This window comes from Leucogemmata humicola, assembly GCF_055379415.1.
On record NZ_AP040875.1, the window covers coordinates 1,671,086 to 1,691,619 of the forward strand.

Annotated in this window: 16 protein-coding genes; 9 read left to right on the forward strand and 7 right to left on the reverse strand. The window is 63.0% G+C overall.

All coding sequences use genetic code 11. The annotated features are described in order from the left end of the window. The 5 genes from tssG to AC6H4Z_RS06850 are packed head-to-tail and all read left to right on the forward strand — an operon-like array spanning position 1 to position 6,848. Entirely contained in the window at positions 1–1,032 is a 1,032-nt protein-coding gene (gene tssG / locus AC6H4Z_RS06830) for a type VI secretion system baseplate subunit TssG (RefSeq protein WP_497545997.1), read from the forward strand. A gap of 38 nt (positions 1,033–1,070) precedes the next feature. Continuing rightward, a complete protein-coding gene (gene tssH, locus AC6H4Z_RS06835) occupies positions 1,071–3,806 on the forward strand; it encodes a type VI secretion system ATPase TssH (protein ID WP_497545998.1) in 2,736 nt (911 codons plus the stop codon). 15 nt (positions 3,807–3,821) lie between these two features. Beyond that, positions 3,822–5,906, forward strand: a complete 2,085-nt coding sequence (locus tag AC6H4Z_RS06840) for a type VI secretion system Vgr family protein (RefSeq protein ID WP_497545999.1) — start codon at positions 3,822–3,824, stop codon at positions 5,904–5,906. 13 nt (positions 5,907–5,919) lie between these two features. Further along, positions 5,920–6,528, forward strand: coding sequence for a DUF6931 family protein (locus tag AC6H4Z_RS06845; RefSeq protein ID WP_497546000.1), 609 nt, complete (start codon positions 5,920–5,922; stop codon positions 6,526–6,528). A gap of 20 nt (positions 6,529–6,548) precedes the next feature. After that, on the forward strand, positions 6,549–6,848 hold the full coding sequence (locus tag AC6H4Z_RS06850) for a PAAR domain-containing protein (RefSeq protein ID WP_497546001.1): 300 nt from the start codon (positions 6,549–6,551) through the stop codon (positions 6,846–6,848). 12 nt (positions 6,849–6,860) lie between these two features. Here AC6H4Z_RS06850 and AC6H4Z_RS06855 read toward each other — a convergent pair whose 3' ends face one another. The 3 genes from AC6H4Z_RS06855 to AC6H4Z_RS06865 form a co-directional block, all read right to left on the reverse strand. Next, positions 6,861–7,469 carry a pentapeptide repeat-containing protein gene (locus AC6H4Z_RS06855; protein WP_497546002.1) on the reverse strand — a complete coding sequence of 203 codons (609 nt, stop codon included), beginning with the start codon at positions 7,467–7,469 and terminating at the stop codon, positions 6,861–6,863. Between the two features lie 174 nt (positions 7,470–7,643). Next, a complete protein-coding gene (locus AC6H4Z_RS06860) occupies positions 7,644–9,539 on the reverse strand; it encodes a M28 family peptidase (RefSeq protein ID WP_497546003.1) in 1,896 nt (631 codons plus the stop codon). 113 nt (positions 9,540–9,652) lie between these two features. Further along, the gene (locus AC6H4Z_RS06865; protein ID WP_497546004.1) at positions 9,653–9,952 is read right to left on the reverse strand and encodes a hypothetical protein; all 300 of its coding nucleotides are present in this window, start codon (positions 9,950–9,952) and stop codon (positions 9,653–9,655) included. Positions 9,953–10,066: 114 nt separating this feature from the next. Between AC6H4Z_RS06865 and AC6H4Z_RS06870 the strand changes: the two genes are divergently transcribed. Beyond that, positions 10,067–11,965, forward strand: a complete 1,899-nt coding sequence (locus AC6H4Z_RS06870; RefSeq protein ID WP_497546005.1) for an ATP-binding cassette domain-containing protein — start codon at positions 10,067–10,069, stop codon at positions 11,963–11,965. A gap of 24 nt (positions 11,966–11,989) precedes the next feature. On the opposite strand, the gene AC6H4Z_RS06875 is transcribed toward AC6H4Z_RS06870, so the two are convergent. Then, on the reverse strand, positions 11,990–12,523 hold the full coding sequence (locus tag AC6H4Z_RS06875; protein WP_497546006.1) for an HNH endonuclease: 534 nt from the start codon (positions 12,521–12,523) through the stop codon (positions 11,990–11,992). Between the two features lie 76 nt (positions 12,524–12,599). Beyond that, positions 12,600–13,058, reverse strand: a complete 459-nt coding sequence (locus tag AC6H4Z_RS06880) for an META domain-containing protein (RefSeq protein ID WP_497546007.1) — start codon at positions 13,056–13,058, stop codon at positions 12,600–12,602. A 148-nt stretch (positions 13,059–13,206) separates the two neighbouring features. Here AC6H4Z_RS06880 and AC6H4Z_RS06885 point away from each other — a divergent pair, with 148 nt between their 5' ends. Both AC6H4Z_RS06885 and AC6H4Z_RS06890 read left to right on the forward strand, forming a co-directional pair. Beyond that, positions 13,207–14,205, forward strand: a complete 999-nt coding sequence (locus tag AC6H4Z_RS06885) for an HAD family hydrolase (RefSeq protein WP_497546008.1) — start codon at positions 13,207–13,209, stop codon at positions 14,203–14,205. A gap of 121 nt (positions 14,206–14,326) precedes the next feature. Then, positions 14,327–15,187 carry a creatininase family protein gene (locus AC6H4Z_RS06890; protein ID WP_497546009.1) on the forward strand — a complete coding sequence of 287 codons (861 nt, stop codon included), beginning with the start codon at positions 14,327–14,329 and terminating at the stop codon, positions 15,185–15,187. A 133-nt stretch (positions 15,188–15,320) separates the two neighbouring features. Here the strand turns inward: AC6H4Z_RS06890 and AC6H4Z_RS06895 are convergent, their stop codons facing one another. Continuing rightward, positions 15,321–18,404 (reverse strand): M14 family zinc carboxypeptidase, encoded by a 3,084-nt coding sequence (locus tag AC6H4Z_RS06895; RefSeq protein WP_497546010.1) that lies wholly within the window; start codon positions 18,402–18,404, stop codon positions 15,321–15,323. Positions 18,405–18,555: 151 nt separating this feature from the next. Between AC6H4Z_RS06895 and AC6H4Z_RS06900 the strand changes: the two genes are divergently transcribed. Next, positions 18,556–19,011: a VOC family protein gene (locus AC6H4Z_RS06900; protein WP_497546011.1), complete on the forward strand. Its 456-nt coding sequence runs from the start codon at positions 18,556–18,558 to the stop codon at positions 19,009–19,011. Positions 19,012–19,387: 376 nt separating this feature from the next. Here AC6H4Z_RS06900 and AC6H4Z_RS06905 read toward each other — a convergent pair whose 3' ends face one another. Next, the gene (locus tag AC6H4Z_RS06905) at positions 19,388–20,371 is read right to left on the reverse strand and encodes an aldolase/citrate lyase family protein (RefSeq protein ID WP_497546012.1); all 984 of its coding nucleotides are present in this window, start codon (positions 20,369–20,371) and stop codon (positions 19,388–19,390) included. Positions 20,372–20,534: the final 163 nt, after the last annotated feature.

The following is a 20,534-nucleotide window of genomic DNA, read 5'->3' on the forward strand; positions in this document are numbered from 1 at the left end:
ATGACGATCGATCCCAAGCTCATGGGAAGACTGCTCGACGAACCGCAGGCCTACGACTTCTTCCAGGCCGTTCGGTTGCTCGAGCAACTCATGCCGGAGCGTGCGCCGGTTGGCGAGTTTGCGGACCCGGGTAGTGAAGTCGTGCGTTTTGCGACGCCGAGCACTGTCGGTTTTCCTGCGAGCCAGATCCAGAGTCTCGAGGAAGGCGAGAACGATTCGCCCGCGCAGATGGTCGTGAATTTCCTTGGACTCGTTGGTCCGCAGGGCGCTCTGCCGCTCGACTACACGCTGTACGCCGCGCGACGCGAGCGCGCGGGCGACTACGCGCTCAAGGATTTCATCGGCCTGTTCGAGCATCGACTGATCTCGCTCTTCTATCGAGCGTGGACCAAGTCGCATGCTGCGCTTGGACTCGCTGCGCCGGCGCCCGAGAGTGACTCCGATTCCCTGGCCGGCCAACGGGAAGGGTGGCTCACCCAGCAGCTATTGAGCATCGTTGGAATCGCGACGCCTGGATTAGGCGGACGCCAGGAGATTCCCGACGAATCGCTGCTTTACTACGCGGGGCTGCTCAGCGTTCCTTCTCGCCCCGCAGTAGCACTCGAACAGATGGTCAGCGACTACTTCGACGTACCGTGCGAAGTGGAGCAGTTCATTGGCGCATGGTACCCGCTGCAGGTGTCGGCGCAGACGGCACTCGGCGACGAGCTGGGTGGGCTCGGCACTGGCGCCGTAGCCGGCGACGAGATTTGGGATCAGCAGGGCCGGGTGCGAATCCGCATCGGCCCGCTCGCGCGTCGCCGGTACGACGAATTTCTGCCGGGCGGCGCGTCGTACGCGTCGCTGCAGGCGTTGACGCGCTTCTTCGGCAACGATCAATTCGATTTCGAGATTCAACTCGTTCTCGCGCGCGACGAAGCGCCACAGTTCCGCCTCGACGCCGACGAGGTGCCGCTACCGCTCGGCTGGACAACCTGGTTGCACACAGCGCCGCTGGATCGCGATCCGGACGACGCACTGTTCACGTTATAGATCCTCTCCGTACTCACGTCGCACGCGAGGCGTTGCCAATGGCTGTCAATCTCCGCGCTCTCATCGGGAAGCTCAATCACACGACTCGCAGCGCCGTCGAGTCGGCCGCGGGTCTCTGTCTTTCGCGCACGCACTACGACGTCGAGATCGAGCATTTTCTAATGAAGCTGCTCGACAGCACCGACGGTGACGTCGCCGCGATCCTCAAGCAGTATGGGATCGACCGGTCACGTCTAGCGTCTGAGCTGTCGAAGAGCCTCGATCATCTGAAGACAGGAAATGCGCGCACGCCTGCGATGAGTCCGCACATCGCCGTCATGCTCGACGAGGCGTGGACGATCGCCTCGCTCGACTACGGCGCGACGCAGATTCGCACCGGGCACGCGTTACTCGCGCTTCTGGCGAACGAAGAGCTGGCGCGACTGATGAAGGACATCAGCCGCGAGCTGACGAAGATTCCGGTCGAGACGCTCAAGAAAGACTTCGCCGCGATCACGGCTGACTCGTTCGAGGAGACGTCGGCGACCTACGCGCAGAGCGGTGGCGGTGCTGCGGCGTCGGGCGGCGATGCGCCGCGAGCCGGTGGCGGCAAGCAGCCCAACCTCGACGCGTACACGGTGAACCTCACCGAGCGCGCCAAGCAGGGCAAAATCGATTCAGTCCTCGGTCGCGATTTCGAGATCCGTCAGGTCGTCGACATTCTGCTGCGCCGCCGTCAGAACAATCCGATCCTCGTCGGCGAAGCTGGCGTGGGCAAGACTGCCGTCGTCGAAGGCTTCGCGCTGCGCATCGCCAATGGCGACGTGCCACCGCCGCTGCAGAACGTCACTGTTCGTACGCTCGACCTCGCGCTGTTGCAGGCTGGCGCCGGCGTGAAGGGTGAGTTCGAAAACCGGCTCAAAGGTCTGATCGACGAAGCAAAGAATTCGCCGACGCCAATCATTCTCTTCATCGACGAAGCGCACACCATGATCGGTGCGGGCGGAACGGCCGGTCAGAACGATGCCGCCAATCTGCTCAAGCCTGCTCTCGCCCGCGGAGAGTTGCGCACGATCGCGGCGACGACGTGGAGCGAGTACAAGAAATACTTCGAGAAGGATCCGGCGCTTGCACGTCGCTTCCAGCTCGTGAAGGTCGAAGAGCCGACTGAAGACGTTTGCCTCCAGATGATGCGCGGCATTCTCCCGTCGCTCGAGAAGCACCACAACGTACGCATTCTCGACAGCGGCCTCGATGCGGCGGTTCGCCTCTCGCATCGCTACCTCGCCGACCGTCAGCTTCCGGACAAGGCTGTGAGCATTCTCGACACGGCGTGTGCGCGTCTCGCGCTCGGTCAGAGCGCTACGCCGCCCGCGCTCGAGAATGCAACGCGCCGCATCGAAGATCTTGCCGTACAGCGCCGCGTGTTGGAGCGCGAAGTTGCCGTCGGCGCGAATCACTCCGACCGTCTCGCCGAGATCGAAGCGGAGCGCGCGAAGACGGAGACCGAGTTGGCGGCACTTACCGCGCGATGGGAGAAGGAGAAGGGTCTCGTCAACGAGATTCGTGAGATCCGTCAGACGCTCGAGCAGCACCACGCCGGTTCAAAGAAAGCCGATGACGCCGACGCGCTGCGCGCTAGGCTCGGCACGCTCGACTCGCAGCTCGAAGCGCTGCAGGGAGAGACTCCGCTCATTCGCGTTTGCGTCGACGGATCGATCGTCGGCGAAGTTCTCTCCGGCTGGACGGGAATTCCCGTCGGCAAGATGATGCGCGACGAGATGGGCGTCATCCTCGAGCTCGAGAAGCACCTCGGCGCACGCGTGATCGGGCAAGGAACCGCGCTGGAGCAGATCAGCCGCCGAGTGCGCACGTCGCGCGCCGGCATCGAGGATCCGCAAAAGCCAAAGGGCGTGTTCATGCTCGTCGGGCCGTCTGGCGTCGGTAAGACGGAAACGGCACTGGCGATTTCCGACCTGCTCTACGGTGGTGAGCAAAACCTCATCACGATCAACATGTCGGAGTTCCAGGAGTCGCACACCGTGTCCACGCTCAAGGGTTCGCCGCCGGGATACGTCGGCTACGGCGAAGGCGGTGTGCTCACGGAGGCCGTGCGTCGCCGTCCATACTCGGTCGTACTACTCGACGAAGTCGAGAAAGCACATCCCGATGTGCTCGAGCTGTTCTTCCAGGTGTTCGACAAGGGTCGCATGGATGACGGCGAAGGCCGTGAGATCGATTTCAAGAACACGGTCATCATCCTCACGACCAACGCGGGAACCGACACGATCATGAAGCTGACCGCCGACGTGGAGACGTCGCCGTCGGCAGAGGGACTCGCGAAGGCGCTCAAGCCGGAACTCGACAAGACGTTCAAGCCGGCGTTCCTCGGCCGCATGGTCATCATTCCGTACTTCCCGGTGCGCGACGAGAACCTCAAGCAGATCGTGCGCCTCAAGCTCGGAAAGGTGCGTCGCCGAATCGCCGAGACGCATCGCGTGCATCTCGCCTACGACGAGGCGGTGGTCAGCGCGGTGGCAGCGCGATGCACCGAAGTCGAGAGTGGCGCGCGCAACGTCGACAACATTCTCACGAACACGCTGTTGCCGGAGATCTCGGGCCGCATTCTCGAGCAGATGGCGACGGGCGGCGGAATTGGCGGGATCTCGGTTGGAGTTGCGGCTGACGGAAACCTCACCTACGACGCGGCGCCCGCGGATTCATCGCGTGGCGTGTCTGCGTCCGTAGCGACGCTGCCGTCATCGTTCGGGGATGAGACCATCCCGGTTGCCTAAGGCAAGGAGCACTTCGTGGCTGAACTGACGCAGCACGACAAGCCGTTACGGCTGGAGACACCACTCGGTGCCGATGTTCTCGTCATCGAGCGACTCGAATGCACCGAGTCGGTGTCGACGCCGTTCGAACTGTCGCTGGACCTTCTGTCACTCGACGCCGCGATCGATTCTCAAAAGCTGCTGAGAAAACCGGTCACGGTCACGGTCGCGCTGTCGGCCGGAGGGCAACGCCACTTTCACGGATGGGTGCGCCGCTTCGTGCAGCTCGGCCGCTCTCTCGCCGGCGTGTCGTACCGCGCCGACATCGTTCCGTCGATGTGGTTCCTGTCATTGGCTACCGATTGCCGGATCTTTCAGGCCAAGACGGTGCCAGAAATCGTGAAGTCGGTGCTCAGCGAAGCCGGCATCACCGACGTGCGCGACGCGCTCACTGGATCGTACGCTGCTCGCGAATACTGCGTACAGTATCGCGAGAGCAATCTCGACTTCATTTCGCGGCTCCTGGAAGAGGAGGGAATTTTCTACTTCTTCGAGCACACGAAAGACAAACACACCATTGTTCTTGCCGATGCGTCAGCGGCGGTGAAGGCCGGTGCGGCCGCAAAGTTGAAGATGCAGGCCATGTCGTCGGGCGGAGGAACGCTGTTGAGCGAGGACGCCATCAACGAGCTATCGGTCGATACGGAGGTACGGTCGACCGGCACGGTCACGCTGATGGACTACAACGACAGCACCGCAAAACGACTCGAGGGCAGCGCAAAGGGTAAGAACGTCGCGAGCGCGTCGCAGCTCAGCCAGTTCGACTACCCTGGAAAATTCCAGGTGGTGGCCGACGGTGAGCGATTGGCGCGCATTCGCATCGAAGAAGCCGAATCGCTCAGTCACGTGGTGAGTGGTCGCACGCCCTGTCGCGCGCTCGGCAGCGGTCAGAAATTGGATATTAGCGAACACTATCGGCGCGACGTCAACATGTCGTACCAGCTGCTCTCGCTACAGCATGTAGCCGTTCAGGGATCGTATCGTAGCGGCGACTCGGACGGCGAGTTTGCCTTCCAGAGCGACTTCCGCGCGATTCCGCACGCGGTGCCTTTTCGTCCGCGCTGCGCTACGCCTAAGTCGATCGTACACGGGTCGCAGACGGCCATCGTCGTCGGTCCCAGCGGCCAGGAGATCTACGTCGACAAGTACGGTCGAGTGAAGGTTCAGTTCTATTGGGACCACCTCGGCAAGAATGACGAGAAGAGCTCGTGCTGGGTGCGCGTTTCGAGCACGTGGGCGGGCAAGCAGTGGGGCTTCATTCAGATTCCGCGAATCGGCCAGGAAGTCGTCGTCGATTTCCTCGAGGGAGATCCGGATCGCCCGGTGATCGTGGGTCGCGTGTACAACGGCGATCAGATGCCGCCGTACGACCTTCCGGCCAACGGCACGCAAAGCGGCGTCAAGACACGCAGCTCGGCAAAGGGCACGTCGTCGGACGCCAACGAAATTCGCTTCGAGGACAGGAAAGACTCGGAGCAAGTGCTCGTACATGCACAAAAGGATTTTCTGATCGAAGTCGAGAACGATGAGACCGTCCATGTCATGCACGACGTCATGCGGACGGTCGACAACGACGAGACGACGACCATCAAGGGCAAGCGGACGGAAACGGTCACCAAGGACGAATCCCTCACGTTCACCGAAGGGAACCAGAGCACCAAAATCGAGAAGGGCGATCAAACGTTCGTCATTGCCAAGGGCAAACAGGACATCACTGTCGAAGGAAATCGCTCGGTCAAAGTGAAGACGGGCAATCTCGAGACGACTGTCAGCAAGGGAGATGTCACCACGACCGTCGACAAGGGCGACGTAACCACAACCCTGTCGATGGGTGATCTCAACGCCTCGCTCAAGGCAGGCGCGATTACCTACGATGCCATGAAGGGCATCGAGCTGAAGGTGGGTGGCAACAGCATCAAGATCGGGCCGGATGGAATCACGATCAAAGGCATCAAGGTCGCGATTCAAGGCGATACGACGGCAGAAATGAAGGGTCTCATGACCACCGTGAAGGCAGACGCGATGGTGACCGTGAAGGGCGGCATCACGATGATCAACTAACGGCGGACTACCGATGACTGCTCCAGCCACCACGTCGCCGTCGTACACAGCAGGCCAAACTCCTCGCGGCTCCGCCGAGTTGTGTGCGGTCGCGGACGTCAGCGATGACGCTCGCGCGCTGCTGGCCGAAGGTGCGCGATCGCCGCGCGCATTCTTCGCCCTGCTCATCGACCGTGAGCTGAACGTCGACGCCATTCGCTTTCTCGCGCATGCGCTTCCTCGGCGAGAAGCCGTGTGGTGGGCGTGGGTCTGCGCACGAAAGGCGGCCGGTGCCACTCCGCCCGCGCCGGTCAAGGCAGCGCTCGACGCAACCGAACAGTGGATCGTTCAGCCCACCGAAGACAATCGTCGCAAAGCGATGCAAGCGGGTGAAGCCGCGGACTTCGGCACGGCTGCAGGCTGTGCAGCGCTTGCTGCGTTCATGTCGAGCGGCAGCCTCGCTCCGCCAGACGCGCCGGTTGTTCCTCCCGGGGAGTTCCTGTGCGCAAAGGCCGTGTCTGGAAGCGTGACCGTCGCCGTCGTTGCCACGGAGCCGGAGCGCGCGCCGGAGAAATTCAAAGAATTCTTACAGCTCGGCCTCGAAGTGGCCGAGCGCACGAAGCTCTGGCCGGCCGGCTCATGATGAACGGGAGACCCTGACCCATGGGACAACCTGCTGCTCGCGCCGGGGACATGCACGTGTGTCCGATGATGACGCCCGCGGTTCCGCCGATTCCACACGTCGGCGGACCTGTCATGCCTCCCGGTACGCCGACCGTGTTGATCGGAAGCATGCCTGCCGCCACGGTTGGCGGCATGTGCACGTGCGTCGGACCGCCGGCGCCGATTGTCATGGGCTCGGTCACGGTGATGATTGGCGGCAAGCCGGCTGCTCGCATGGGCGATCCGACTGGCCATGGGGGCAGCATCGTCCTTGGCTGCCCCACGGTACTCATCGGCTGATTTGCCGCGCGGCTAGTCCGCGCGGATGTCCAACCCGAGTGCCGTAGCGATCACGATTGCTTGATCTATCGTGATGATTGCGCCACGAAGATCGACGCCTTCCGGGTCGAGGTCGCTCAGGTCGCTGCCTCGCAGATCGCACTTGGAGAAGTCAGCCTTGTGAAGCAGCGCGCCCGCGAGATCGACGTCGCGGAGCGATGAGCCCTGACAACGCGCTCCGGTCAGATCCGCTTCGCGCATTCGAACGTCGGCAAACGACGCCGTGCGCAGATCGGCGCCAGGAAGTCCTACCCACGACCAGTTGCCACCTTCGACTTTCATGACGTCGAAGGTGCATCGATCGAACATGCTTCCCGTGAACTTGAACTGCGCAAAGCGCGTATCGAAAAACGTGCACCCGCCGAACGTACAATTGAGGAACGCGGCGTCAGTGTGCACCGATGCGTTGAACCGAGCGTTGCGAAACGTGCACTCGGTAAAGACCGCGCCGCGATTCTTCGCCTCCGTCAGGTCGAGGTCCACGAATTTGATTCGCGTGTGCGTCTGACCGGAGATGTCGGCGCCATACCAGTCGGCGCCGGTGATAGTCTGTTCGGTTGGACTCGGGCCCTTGTTGGACATCTTGTATTCTGAAAACGGAAACGGCCGGATGAACGGAAACCGCCGGATGCGACGATCGCCGTTTATCCGGCCGTTTCTGTCCAATCCGGCAGTTTCCGTTCCCCAAAATCACGGTGCTTGCGCGCCAAGAAATCCTATTCGGTGGCGCCTGAATCTTGATGCGCTTCTACGCTGTTAACGACAGACCGGGTACGACGGATCGGGACCCGCGATCGCCGGACGATCCTTACGCTGCGCAATCGCCCACATGATGTCGTGAATGAATCGGCCCACGCGCGCCGCATGGTCATACTCGACATACTGTGGCTCGTCGGTCTGTTGGTGATAATCCTCGGCGTATCCGAGCGAGAAGTACGTGACGGGCACGTCGTGGTGCACGTAGTTCACCTGATCGCTGCGGCAGAAGCGATTCATCGGATTCGCCGTCACATCCCACGACTTGTCGATGGCCATCGTTTCGGTGCGCGTCGCATTGACCGAATCGATGATGTCGCCGAACTCACGCGATAGGCGGCGCGAGCCAAGCATCTGGATGGACGTCGGACCACCGAACTTCACCTGATCGGCGCGACCCTTGGCCACCATGTCCATGTTGTGCGCCGCCACGATCTGATTGAGCGGGATCGTCGGATGATCCGTGAACCAGCGCGAGCCGAGGAGCCCGGATTCTTCGCCTTCGTGCGACACGAAGATGATCGAACGGGCCGGCTTTTCGGAGGCGAACTTTTCGGCGATCTCCAGCATCACCACCGTGCCGGAACCATCGTCATCGGCGCCGTTCATGATCGAGTCACGACGCGGCGGACGGATGCTTCGTGCGCGCTTGATCAGCGAGTCGATGAGGTGCTGCTGTTCGGGCGTCGGACGACACACCGGGTCGTTTCCACCCTGCTTGCGCGTGACCATGTTCACGGCGCGGAGCGAGTCGTGATCCACCGTCGTGGTATTCACGCCGACGTGATCGTTGTGGGCGCTCACCAACACGTACTCGCCGGCGCGTGCCGGGTCGGAGCCAGGCAGGATTGCGATCACGTTGCGAGCCGGCGTCTTCGACATCGTCCACGCGTAGTTCCACGTGCCACTCACGGGCTGGCCCGTCGCTCCGACCGAAAGCTGCTCCACTGATTTGCCGAACAGCTTTTGCGCAGCGCCGTTCGAGATCACTGCGCCCGCGGGTGCCGCAGTCGGCGCGGCAGTCGGCTGCATGCCGCCACGGCCGTTGAACACACCGCTCACCGTCGCCGCCGGAATGGCGTCGAGTCCTACGAACAGCACCGCGACCGCACCGGCAGCCTGTGCGCGCGTGTCGCGCACTCCACCGCCAACGCCACCTCTGCCGCCGCCGCGCCCACCACGACCGCCGCCAGCCGCACCTGCGGCGCTGTCGGCGGCACGCTGCGCAGCCTCGACCTTGATCGCCGCGGCCGCGCCGAACTTGTCGGGCACCGAGTCGCAGCGAAGAACTGCGGCCGCACCGCCACGTGCACCACCACCCGCAGGTGCCGCCGCCGGAGCGCCCGCGAACACGGCGACCTTGCCGCGGAAGATCGCCGGATCGAGCGCCGTGGTGTCGCCCCAACGACCCGCGAACACCGTCTGCACGTTCGAGAGATCAGCTTTGTTGCCGAGGCCATTCGTCGGTGCAGGCGCGAGCGGAATCCATTCGCTCTTCGTCGCGAGCGGTGCGCCGCCTGCCGTCAGACGCGTCGCGGAGCTGTCGAAGCCGATCGGACCGTAGGGCATGTCCTGGAAGAACGTCCCGTTCTCCCCGGCCGGCTTGAGGCCAAGTCGTTTGAACTCAGCTGCGATGTAGGCGGTGCCTTTGTAGTTCCCCAACTCGCCAATGCGACGGCCCATCATAGAGTCGTCGGCGAACTGGTAGAGCCGCGTACGCAGATCGTTCGCCGTGATGTCGGAGACCGTCGGCCGGGGCGCCCACTTCAGGGGGCCCTCGTCGGGCCACACCGGGCGAGTGGCTGGTTTCAGTGTAGAAGACGCAGGCCTATTCTGCGCGGCCGCGCTTGCCGCGAGGCAGGTTCCGAGGGCAAGCGCGAAAGGGATTCGACGCACGAAGTCACTCCTAGAAACGGAAAGCCGGCCGCGCGTGACACGGCCGATCGTATCCAGGAAATGTGCGGTGTCTCGAGGGCTGCGGCAACGTGAGCCCGCAGCCGAATCGCGTGTTAGTGCGGCGTGACGGGCCGCCCGGGCGGCAGACGATCGAAGTTGTCCGGCAGGTCGCTGATCATGCGCGCGCTGATGCGGTGGGCGGCTTCGAGCCGATCGAGCGCGTTCGTAGTCTGACTCAGCGCCTGTTCCAGGCGATGCATGCGGGCCTGAACGTCGGCCAGCTCGATGGGCATGGCTTCGTCACGGCCAAAATACCGGCCGAGCATCCAAACGCCGTAGAACAGTGCACCGGCCATCGAGATGCCGCCGCCGACGACGATGAGTGGGACGAGCAACCGGAGCGTGTGGCCCATTAGCATGCCTTAGGCAGGAGGTGGAAGCGCGATCGTATCGCCGACCGATATGCTAATCTACGAACGCGTCAATGACGTGGTTTCGCGACGCCGGTTCACTCGAAACGAGGCAGCATGGCTCTGTTGGGATTGCAGGACGTCAGCATTGCGTTTGGTGGCCCTCCGGTGCTCGACCGCGCGAGCTTCAGCATCGACCGCGGCGAGCGGGTGTGTCTCCTCGGCAGGAATGGAGCGGGGAAAAGCACACTCATGCGTCTGCTCGACGGCACCGTGAAGCCCGACTCGGGCGACGTCGTCCGCCAAACGGGAATCACCGTCACGCACCTCGAACAGGAAGTGCCCAACGACGTCGACGGCACCATCTTCGACGTGGTCGCCACGGGGCTCGGAGAGCCCGGTCGCCTGCTAGCGCGCTATCACGACGCCAGCGTCCGAGTCGCCCACGGCGCGGGCGACTCCGCGCTTCGCGAGCTCGATCGCCTACATCATGCGCTCGATGCGGCCGACGCCTGGCAGATGCAGACGCGCGTCGACACGGTACTCTCACATCTCTCGCTGGACGCGGACGCCGGCTTTGCCGCCGCATCTGGCGGACGAAAGCGCCAGACGTTGCTCGCGCGCGCCCTGGTGCGACAACCCGACGTTCTGCTCCTCGACGAACCGACCAACCATCTCGACATCGAAGCGGTCGAATGGATTGAGACTTTTCTCATCGACCGCGACGTGACGTTGCTCTTCGTCACCCACGATCGTGCCTTTCTCCGCCGCGTGGCAACGCGCATCATCGAGCTCGATCGAGGGAAACTCGTCGATTGGGGCACTGGCTACGACGACTACCTCACGCGAAAAGAGTCGGCGCTCGCCGCGGAAGCGCGCGAATGGGAAGCGTTCGACAAAAAGCTCGCGCAGGAGGAAGTGTGGATCCGCACTGGCATCCAGGCGCGACGCACGCGCAATGAAGGGCGCGTGCGAGCACTCGAGTCGCTCCGCGTCGAACGCGGTGCGCGGCGCGATCGTGTTGGAACGGTCAAGCTTCAGGCGCAGGAAGCTGAGCGTTCCGGGCGACTCGTGGCCGAGGCGCGCGATGTGAGTTTCTCGTATGGTGATCGTGCGATCGTGCGCGATTTCTCAACGACGATCACGCGTGGCGATCGCGTTGGACTCATCGGCCCCAACGGTTCCGGAAAGACAACGCTCCTTCGCCTGCTGCTCGGCCAACTCACGCCCACGTCGGGCACGATTCGTTTGGGGACCGGCCTCGAGCTCGCGTATTTCGACCAACTTCGCGAGCAGCTCGATCCCGAGCAGAGCGTGTTCGACAGTATCGCCGACGGCGCGGACTTCGTCGACGTTGCTGGCTCGCGCCGGCATGTGCACGGATATCTGCAGGATTTTCTTTTCCCGCCCGACCGTGCACGCACGCCGGTTCGCGCGCTGTCCGGCGGCGAGCGAAATCGGTTGCTTCTCGCACGACTGTTCACGCGCAAGTTCAACCTGCTCGTGCTCGACGAACCGACGAACGATCTCGACATTGAAACGCTCGACTTGCTCGAGGAATTGTTGCTCGAGTTCAGCGGAACGCTCATCGTCGTGAGTCACGATCGTGCGTTTCTCGACAACGTCGTCACCAGTACGTTGGTGCTCGAGGGCAACGGACGCGTCGGTGAGTTTGTCGGCGGTTATTCCGACTGGGTTCGGCAACGGAAGCCGGTGGAATCTGCGCCAGTCGCGAAGCGCGTAGTCGCGCCGCCGCCAGCACAGCCCAAGGCGAAAAAGCGAAAGCTCAGCTTCAAGGAAACGGCGGAGCTTGCATCGCTTCCCGATCGCATTGATGCTTTCGAGCAGGAGCGAGGACGGCTCTATGCGTCGCTCGGGGATCCGACCTTTCTGCGCGACGGTGCCGCGGTCGTCAGCGCTAAGGCGCGACTCGGGGAAATCGAAGTCGCGCTGGCGGAGCTAGTGGCGCGCTGGGAAGAACTAGAGACGATCGTTGCGGAATCGACGACTGCCTAGCGTCTGGCGCTCGAAGGTCCGTGGTCAGTCTCTGTACGGCGACTCGTCGTCGTCGGCTTCCAGCGCGTCGGCTGGAACGAGCGACCGAGCGAGATCGAACAGCATTGGGCTGAGGTGCGACCCGTAGCGAACGAGGTTGACCGCGCGAGGGCGCGACGCGAGTAGGAAAGCGAGAGGCGCCTGATCGCGCTTGGCCGAGTTACAGCCGGGGCAGGCGAGCACGAGGTTGTCGCGGCGGTCGTACGCAGTCTGACCGCGGCGGGGCGCCACGTGGTCGAGCGTCATGACCTGGGCGGTGAACCGGGTGCCGCAGTATGCGCATACGGGACCGTGCTGTTGAAGCAACCAGGCGCGCGTTTCGATGTACGCGTTTCGGCTGGTGGGAACAGACGTCAGCGAGCTCGGCTTTGCGGAGCGTCGGGAGGTCTGTTTGGAGGAGCGGCGACGGCGGCGGGACCGGCCAGGAGGCGGGGATGCGGCGTCGCGGTACGGTGATTCGTGAAGCAAAATGTCGCGAAACTGAGTGACTAGGACCTTCAGCAGGTAGACGCCGACCAACCGTCGGCGTCACAGAAATCTAACCCCTGCTGTGAGCGGTCACGTCACTTTTGGCCACTTTTTCTTTGGGCTCCAGCTATTTCATCGGGGCGAACTCGAGCGTACCGCCATCGTCGCCGAGGCCAAGAAAGAGGTGGCCATCCTGATACGAATACGAGCGCACGTAGCCGAGGTCGTTTACAAATCGCTCGTGCATCGAGCCCTCGGCGCATTTCATTTTCGTCATGCGCGCGCCGCCGAACGCGAGATCGGTCTCTTCGGTCGAGTGCCATGATGCCACGCCGCGGTTGCAGTCGGCGCGAATGAGCGCGCGCTTGTCCGCGCCGAACGAGAGCGTGTACTTCGTTCCGTCGTCGGGCGTCGTGACGCCGGCATGTCGCGCGTCGATCCCGACGAGTTGCCACGCGGTGCCGGATAGCGTCGAGGTCATCGACGAGTTTTTCGCCGCCGTTCCCGGTATGACGATCGCTGCCGCAATCACGAGCGCGCTCACCGTGCGACGAACGCGCGGCGTTCCGATCTCTGCTGTCCTCATACGACCATCCCTCATCCGACGAATCGGCGCGATGACGTTGTGTGTGCGTGCCTTCCAGCCTGCACAAAAAGCATCGGGCGTGCCGTAGGCCGGTACTCGGCGCGCAACCTGCACGCACCTCTCGGCCTTTCGACATCGGAGTTCTCATATGCCGTCGCTCACTCGCCGCGTCGCCGTCGTTGGCGCGTCTCTGGTCGCGTTCGCCCAGATACCTGCGCAGACCAACCCGCTGCCGTCGTGGAACGACGGCGCGGCACGGCGCGCAATAGTCGACTTCGTACGAAGCACCACCGACGCAGCGAGCCCGATGTTCGTTCCCGCCGACGAGCGAATCGCCACGTTCGACAACGACGGCACGCTCTGGGTCGAACAGCCGATGCCGACTCAGGGTATCTTCGCCTTCGCGCGCATTGCCGCGCTCGCCCCGCAGCATCCCGAGTGGAAGACGACGAATCCGTACAAGGCAATTCTGACGCGCGATCGCGCCGCCATCGAAGCGTTCACCGAGCACGACTTCGTCAAGATCATCGTTGCGACGCACGCCGGAATGAGCGTCGATGCATTTCAGAAAATCGTCAAGGACTGGCTCGCGTCGGCGAAAGACGACCGCTTCAAGCGTCCGTACACGTCGCTCATCTACCAACCAATGCTCGAAGTGATGACGCTGCTGCGGGCCAATGGCTATCGCACGTTCATCGTCACCGGCGGCGGCCAAGAATTCGTGCGCTCCTTTGCCCAGCCGACGTATGGCGTGCCGCCGGAACAAGTCATCGGTAGCGCGGCCAAGGTGAAGTACGAGATCACGAACGGGATTCCGTCGCTCATCAAATTGCCGGAGATCATGTACGTCGATGATGGCCCGGGAAAGCCTGAGGGCATCAACCTGGTGATTGGTCGTCGTCCGCGCGCCGCATTCGGCAATTCCACCGGCGACCGCGAGATGCTCGAGTGGACGCAAGCCGGTGACGGCGCGCGCCTCATGTTGCTCGTCCACCACGACGACGCCGTGCGCGAGTATGCCTATGGCCCAACGGCAAAGATCGGAAAGTTCGACGACGCGCTCATGCGCGAGGCCACGACGAAGAAATGGATCGTCGTCAGCATGAAAAACGATTGGAAGCGCATCTTCCCATTCGACGCGCCATGAGTTGAGTCAGCGCCCCTTCCGCCCGCGCGGACTTTGTTCGAATTTGGCTGACCGATCCGCCAGTTGTCGCGGACTTCCACCGATCAGTCGCCGGCCCGCGCGCCGGTAAAGGAGAGCTTTCATGCACCGCCGTTTGTTCCTCGCGCTGATTGCGCTGCCCACCGTTGCGTGCGCGCATTCGACCGCCGCGCCAGCCACATCCATGGCGACGCCCGCTCGAGGCAAGGAGCCGCTCGTCGAGTTCGAAATGATGACGTGGCCCGAAGTGAAGGCGGCCATGGAGAGCGGGAAGACGACGGCGCTGTTCTATACCGGCGGCACTGAGCAGCGCGGACCGCAGAATGTGAACGGCGGACACACGCTCATGGCACGTGCCACCGTCAAGGAGATCGCGCTTCGTCTCGGCAACGCCATCGCCATGCCCGTGCTCGCGTACACGCCGAACAACGCGAGCGCGCAGTTGCCGGGTACGATCGGTCTCACGCCTGAAATCCTCGGCGTCGTGCTCGAGCGTTTGTCGGAAGAAGCGATCAAGACCGGCTTCAAGACCGTCGTCCTCATGCAGGATCACGGCGGCGGCACGAACGTCTACGGCGAAGTCGCGAAGAAGCTCGACGCCAAGTACGCGTCAAAGGGTGTGCGCGTGTTCTTCTGCGACGAAGTCTACGCCAAGGCGCAGGGCGATTTCGACAAGTGGCTCGAGGCCAACGGCTATCCCGTCAGCTCGCACGCCGGCATTCCTGATACTTCAGAGATGTGGTATCTCGGCGGCGAGACCTGGACGCGCACCAGCCTCATTCCCACTGCACTCGGCGACGTTCGTCAGGCTGGCGCACCTGCTGGTGCTCCCGCGGCGCCGCGCGTGAACAACGGCATTAGCGGCGATGCGCGTCGCTCCACGCCGGAACTCGGCAAGAAAGCCTTCGAGATGAAGGTGGAGTACGCCGTGCGTCAGATCAAAGCGTTCCAGGCCGGACGATAGGTCTCCGGTCGAGGTCTCTGGTCTGAGGTCTCTGGTCTCAGGGGAAAACAAAAACGCTCGGGATGCGCATTTTGGCATCCCGAGCGTTTTTTGCTTTCCCCTCAGACCAGGGACCAGAGACCTCAGACCTGTATCAGGGTTGCGGCCGCGCCGGAGCCGGCGCCGGTACGTCGTTCCAGTTCATGATCGAGTTGAACACCATGTTGAACTCACCATGGTTCTGCCAACGGTAGATCGGGTTGTTCGCGAACATGATCACGCGACCATTCCCGTTGTGCGCCTTGGGTACGTCGACCGCGAACGCACGACCGCGCAGGTTGTCGGCGCCAGTCATCAAGCCGCTGAGCACCGAAGCGTCGCCGCCCACGTACGTCGCGAGGACGTTGCCCTGGTCCGCAACGCCCACGCGGAAGACCTGTGAGCCCTGGCCGTACTTGATCGGGAAGATCTTGTTGCCGTAGCCGTAGAAGACCGGTGAATCCGTCTTCGTGATCTCGGCTTGAATGAGCGGCTTCTGCGCATTGATGCCGGTCGGCGTTTCGAGATCGACCGTGTGTGCCAAGCCGAACTCGATCGGATAGCGCACCGCCTGCAGCGTCGTGATGAGCGTACCACCAGCGTCGAGGAACTTGTCGATCGCGTCGACGCCTTCCTGGCCGAAGCCGCCGCTGATGTCGGCCGATTCACCGTACATGCCCAGGAACTTGAACTTGTCAGTCTTCTGATAGGGCTGCGGACGCGCCGCCTTCGGTGCGAGCACCGATGCGCGGTTGATGTTCTGCGCCGCCATGATGATCACGTCGTAATCGTTCTTCAGATTTCCCTTCGCCACGCGCTCCTTGTAGATCAGGTCGAAGGGAATGCCGAACTGATCGAACGCGTGACGATACCAACCGAGTTCCTGGGTGCCGCTCCACTGCGAATAGATCGCCACGCGCGGCGGGTCGCCTTCATGCATTGCGACCGTCGGAACCGACGAGAGTGCCGCGCCAGTGAGTCCGAACTCGATTGCCGCAGTGCGCGCCGCCTGCTGATCGGCCGCCGATCCGGTGATGATGAACGAGCCGGCCGGGAACGTGACGCCCTCCGCCGTGAACGACTGCTCGGCGATCTTCATCGCCACGTTCTTCAGCTTGTAGCGGAACGCGATCATGTTGTTCGAGCCCAGGTGCGCGACGGCGAGGCCAGCCGTGCCGCTGCCCGCGATCTTTCCCTTGAGCTCCGCCTTCTTGATCAACGGTGCCGGCGCGGTGAGGATCGACTTGTCCTTGATCTCCTTCACGTCGACGTTGAACGCGTAGCCCATCGACCAACCGCTGTCGTCGTACGTCGTGAGTGCCGCATCCGGGTAGTCTTGTCGCTCGAAGAGGTTCTTTGCGAGACGTCCGTATGGCTGATTCAGCTTGATGACGTACGAGCCGGCTGGATACGAGTCGGTTCCGATCTTGAACTCCGACGAGAGCTCGCCGACTTCGATGCCCTGCGCGCGCATGATCTCGAGTAGTGCGATGACGCGCGTCATGTCGCGCTGCACGGGAATCACGTACGCGTACGGTGCCTTTGCCGCGCCCGCTTCGAGCGAGTGCTTCGTCTTGATGTAGAAGTTCTCGATGATGAGGTTCGGGAACATCGACGTGAGCTGCAGCGCCGACAGCACGCCGGTCTGCATGTAGTTCGTGTTGTTGCGACGCGTGAAGTTCTGGATGCCGTTCGGTGGAATCGGAATTCCGCGATACCACTCGCGATCCTGCGCGCCGCCGCAGCCCGTCGGAACGGTGGAGCGTCCGCCGTTGCACGCCGAGAAGGCGCCCGTGCCGCGACCGCCCCCAAAGCCACCGGGGAAGGGCGCGCCTGCCGGAACCAGACCACCGGTCGTAGGAGCCGTCGGGACCGCGGCGCCGGCTGGCGCGACAGCGCCGCCCGGTGCTGCCGCACCCGCGCGACCGCCGCCCGCACCACCACGTCCTCCGCGCCCACCACCAGCGCCACGACCACCAGCCGCACCGGCCGCATCGTTCGCCGGCGTGGCGGCAACGGTCACCGCTGCCGCGCTATCCGGCTTCGCAGCCGTGGTCGCCGCGGGCGTCTGCTCGCGACCGGACTGCGTTTCGTACATGCGCATCATGCCGTTGTGGTTGTACGCAACGGAGCCGAGGTAGCCCGGCGAATAGCCATCCATGAATGCGAACGTGTACACGCCAGGCATGCCCCACTTCGTCATCTGCGCCAACTCCCAGTTCGAGAAGAACGGAAGCTCGCCGAACAGAATCGGATCGAGGTTGGGGTTCTGCGGCGGGCCGCCGCTGTACGTGTACATCAACGGCTGTGCTTCGTGCAGATCGTGGATGATCGGCGGGTGCGCCGTGAAGTACCAATCCGTGATCGCGCGCATCGACATCTGCGACAGGTTGATGTCGCGATTGTTGTCGTGGAAGACGTACTTGCCCCAGTACGGGAGCTGTCCGCCTGCACCGCCGCCACGACCGCCACCAGGCGTCGTATCAGCTGGGAAGTCGAGGCTGCGATAGAACCAGTCGACGTTGCGATCGCGGCCGTCCGGTTCGGCGGCTGGCGTGATCGACACGATGACGTTGTTGCGGATTTGGTTGATCAGCGGCGACGTCTCGGTCACGAGACGATACGCGAGCTCCATTAGCATTTCCGACGGACCCGTCTCGCCGCTGTGCAGACCACCCATGAGGTGGTAGTGCGGCTTCGTCGTCTGGATGAGATCCTTGATCTGCGCGTCGCTGAGTCCGCGCGGATCAGCGATCTTGGCGAGCTTCGCTTTGTTCGCCGCGAGGTTCTTGATGTTGTCTTCCGACGACACGTAGATGATGACGAGCTCGCGCCCTTCGTCCGACTTGCCGATCGTCTCGATCTTCACCCGCGGCGACGCCTTGGCGAGCGCACGGTAGTACTTCAGGATGTCGGCGTAGTACGTGAGCTTCGCCGGCGCGCCGATGTAGTAACCGAGCACTTCCTTCGGCGTCGGAATGCCCGACACGAGCGGAAGGTGATCGACGAGCGGACTGCCGAATTCCGGCGAACGGGTCCACTCGGTGTAGAGCTTCGCGAATTCCGGATCCTGCTTCTGTTTCGGATCGCGCGTCTCGGTCACCATCTGCTGCGCTGGGAGCGCGGCGACGGTAAGCACGGTTGCGAACGCACCGAATACGGCGGTCCGCAGGATGCTGGTGTTGAGGCGGGGCATCATCTGGGATGACTCATCGAAGTTGGCTCCGCCCAGCGCGACGCGCCTGGGCGGCAATTGGGATCTTCGTGCTCGACAAGTTACCGGACGCGGCAACGCTGGACTAGAGGATTGAGCGTTGACCAGTCGTTGCGGTTCACGTGAATTACACCGCATGTCAACGAATCCTTCTCTGGCACAGTCGTCAGCGTCAGTTCCGCCGCCACTGGCGCGCGTTCTCGAGAGCGCGCTTTACGTCGACGACCTCGCCATTGCGCGTCGCTTCTACGTCGACATCCTCGGCGGCACTGTGCTCTTGGATACCCACCGCCTCCTCGCGCTCAGCATCAATGCGCCCAGCGTTCTGCTGCTCTTCAAGCGAGGCGCGACGAGCGAGCCGCTTCCTACGCCCGGCGGATTGGTCCCCGGACATGGCGGAACGGGAGTTCAACACCTCGCCTTCGCCATTGCGCCCGAGACGCTCAACGCGTGGCGCGCGCACCTAGTGCACCAGGGAGTGGCGATCGAAAGCGAAGTTCAATGGGAACGCGGCGGCGTCAGTCTCTACGTCCGCGATCCCGATGGCCACTCGATCGAATTTGCTACGCCGGGAGTTTGGGCTAGCTACTAACTGCGCGTGATGAGTTGCGGGGCCACGCTGTCTCCGCGCGACCTGGGCAATACTGCCGATACTGCCGGCAGTATTGCCGCTGGCCCGCGCTGCGACACCGTGGCCCCGCAACTCATCCGAGTAAGGCTGTGCACAATCGTGTCGCCGCAAGTCTTCGAGCGCGCGTGGTGCACGCGGACGCGAGGAACGAGCGCACCAGCGAGGCGAGATGCGCTGGACGCATCTCGGTGTTTCACCCCAACGCGAGAGACGGACGGGCCGGTGTCCGCAGCGCGGGCCAGTGGCAATGCTGCCGCAGTTTGGCAGCATTGCCACTGGCCCGCGCTGCGGACACCGGCCCGTCCGTCTCTCTCCCGCTGTTTAGCAATACGCGAAACTAAGGCATCTCCCCGTCGCGGCCTGCGACCTTTTTCCCAATCTCGATGGTCTTGAACCCGGGCTCGCCCCAGTTCATTACGAAAAGACTAAAGCCCTGCTTCATCCGCTCTTCGATGTCGTTCGCGGTCGCTGGGTAGCCGCAGGGCACTTTGAACTCCTTGCACGCGGCCAGCACGGTCTGAATGGCGTTCTCCCAACCCGCCGCGTCGAACTTCCGCTCGCCTCCGACGGTATCGGTGAACACGCCGCGCAGCGTGCCGGCGCCAGGGAAGAGCACCGCGATGCCCTTTACAGCGGCAATCTCACGGATGTGCTTCAGGCCTTCCTTACTCTCGACGATTGTCCAGTTCGTGAGCTCGCCGTTCGGATTGAGCGGCCACACGTCGGCCTTTTCTTTGTACTCCTTGTCGCTCATGCCCCAATACTTCGGCGCGTTGCCGGCGTCGTCCGGGCGCGTTCCGCCTTTCGACTTGAAGCGCATCGCGGCGAGACCCGTCTTCACTTCTTCCGCGCTTTCGACGCCGACAAACACAATGCCGCTGACGCCCTCGTTCAACTGACGTCCAATGCGCGACGCCGCGAGTGTCGGATTCTCGGCAATCTCGTGCGTCTTCACGAACATCGGATGATGAATCCGGCGTGACGGCGACGTTTGCGCGAAGCCGTTGTCCGCCATCCCCTTCATGAACTCGGCAAATGCCGGGAAGGCAGCGTCGAAGTTGCCCTCCATAGTGCCATCGAAATCGAAGTCGGCATTCTTGTACGCGATCGCGTCTTGCGCCAACTGCGCCGCGGTCTTCGGCGGTGGCGCGTCCGCCGCGGGAGCGGCGCCGCCACGCCCACCACGACCGTTGCGTGGCGCGTACACGCCGAACACCGGCTTCTTCTGCGCGAGCAACTCGATGACCGGATTCAGCCGATGCTGCGCCTGATGTACCCACGCCAAACCGGCGAACATCACAACCGCCGGAACTGTCATCATCCATTTAGTACGCAATTGGCCCCCCTCCACGCGTGCAAGGATGCATCTGTGTTTAGTCGGCGGGAAAATGCACAGGTTGCACTAAGAGCGCGAGGTCATCCGTGACGACGCCGGACCGGGCACGCGCCGTGCGGCGGCTGCCGAGTCCTGGCTGTCACGCGTC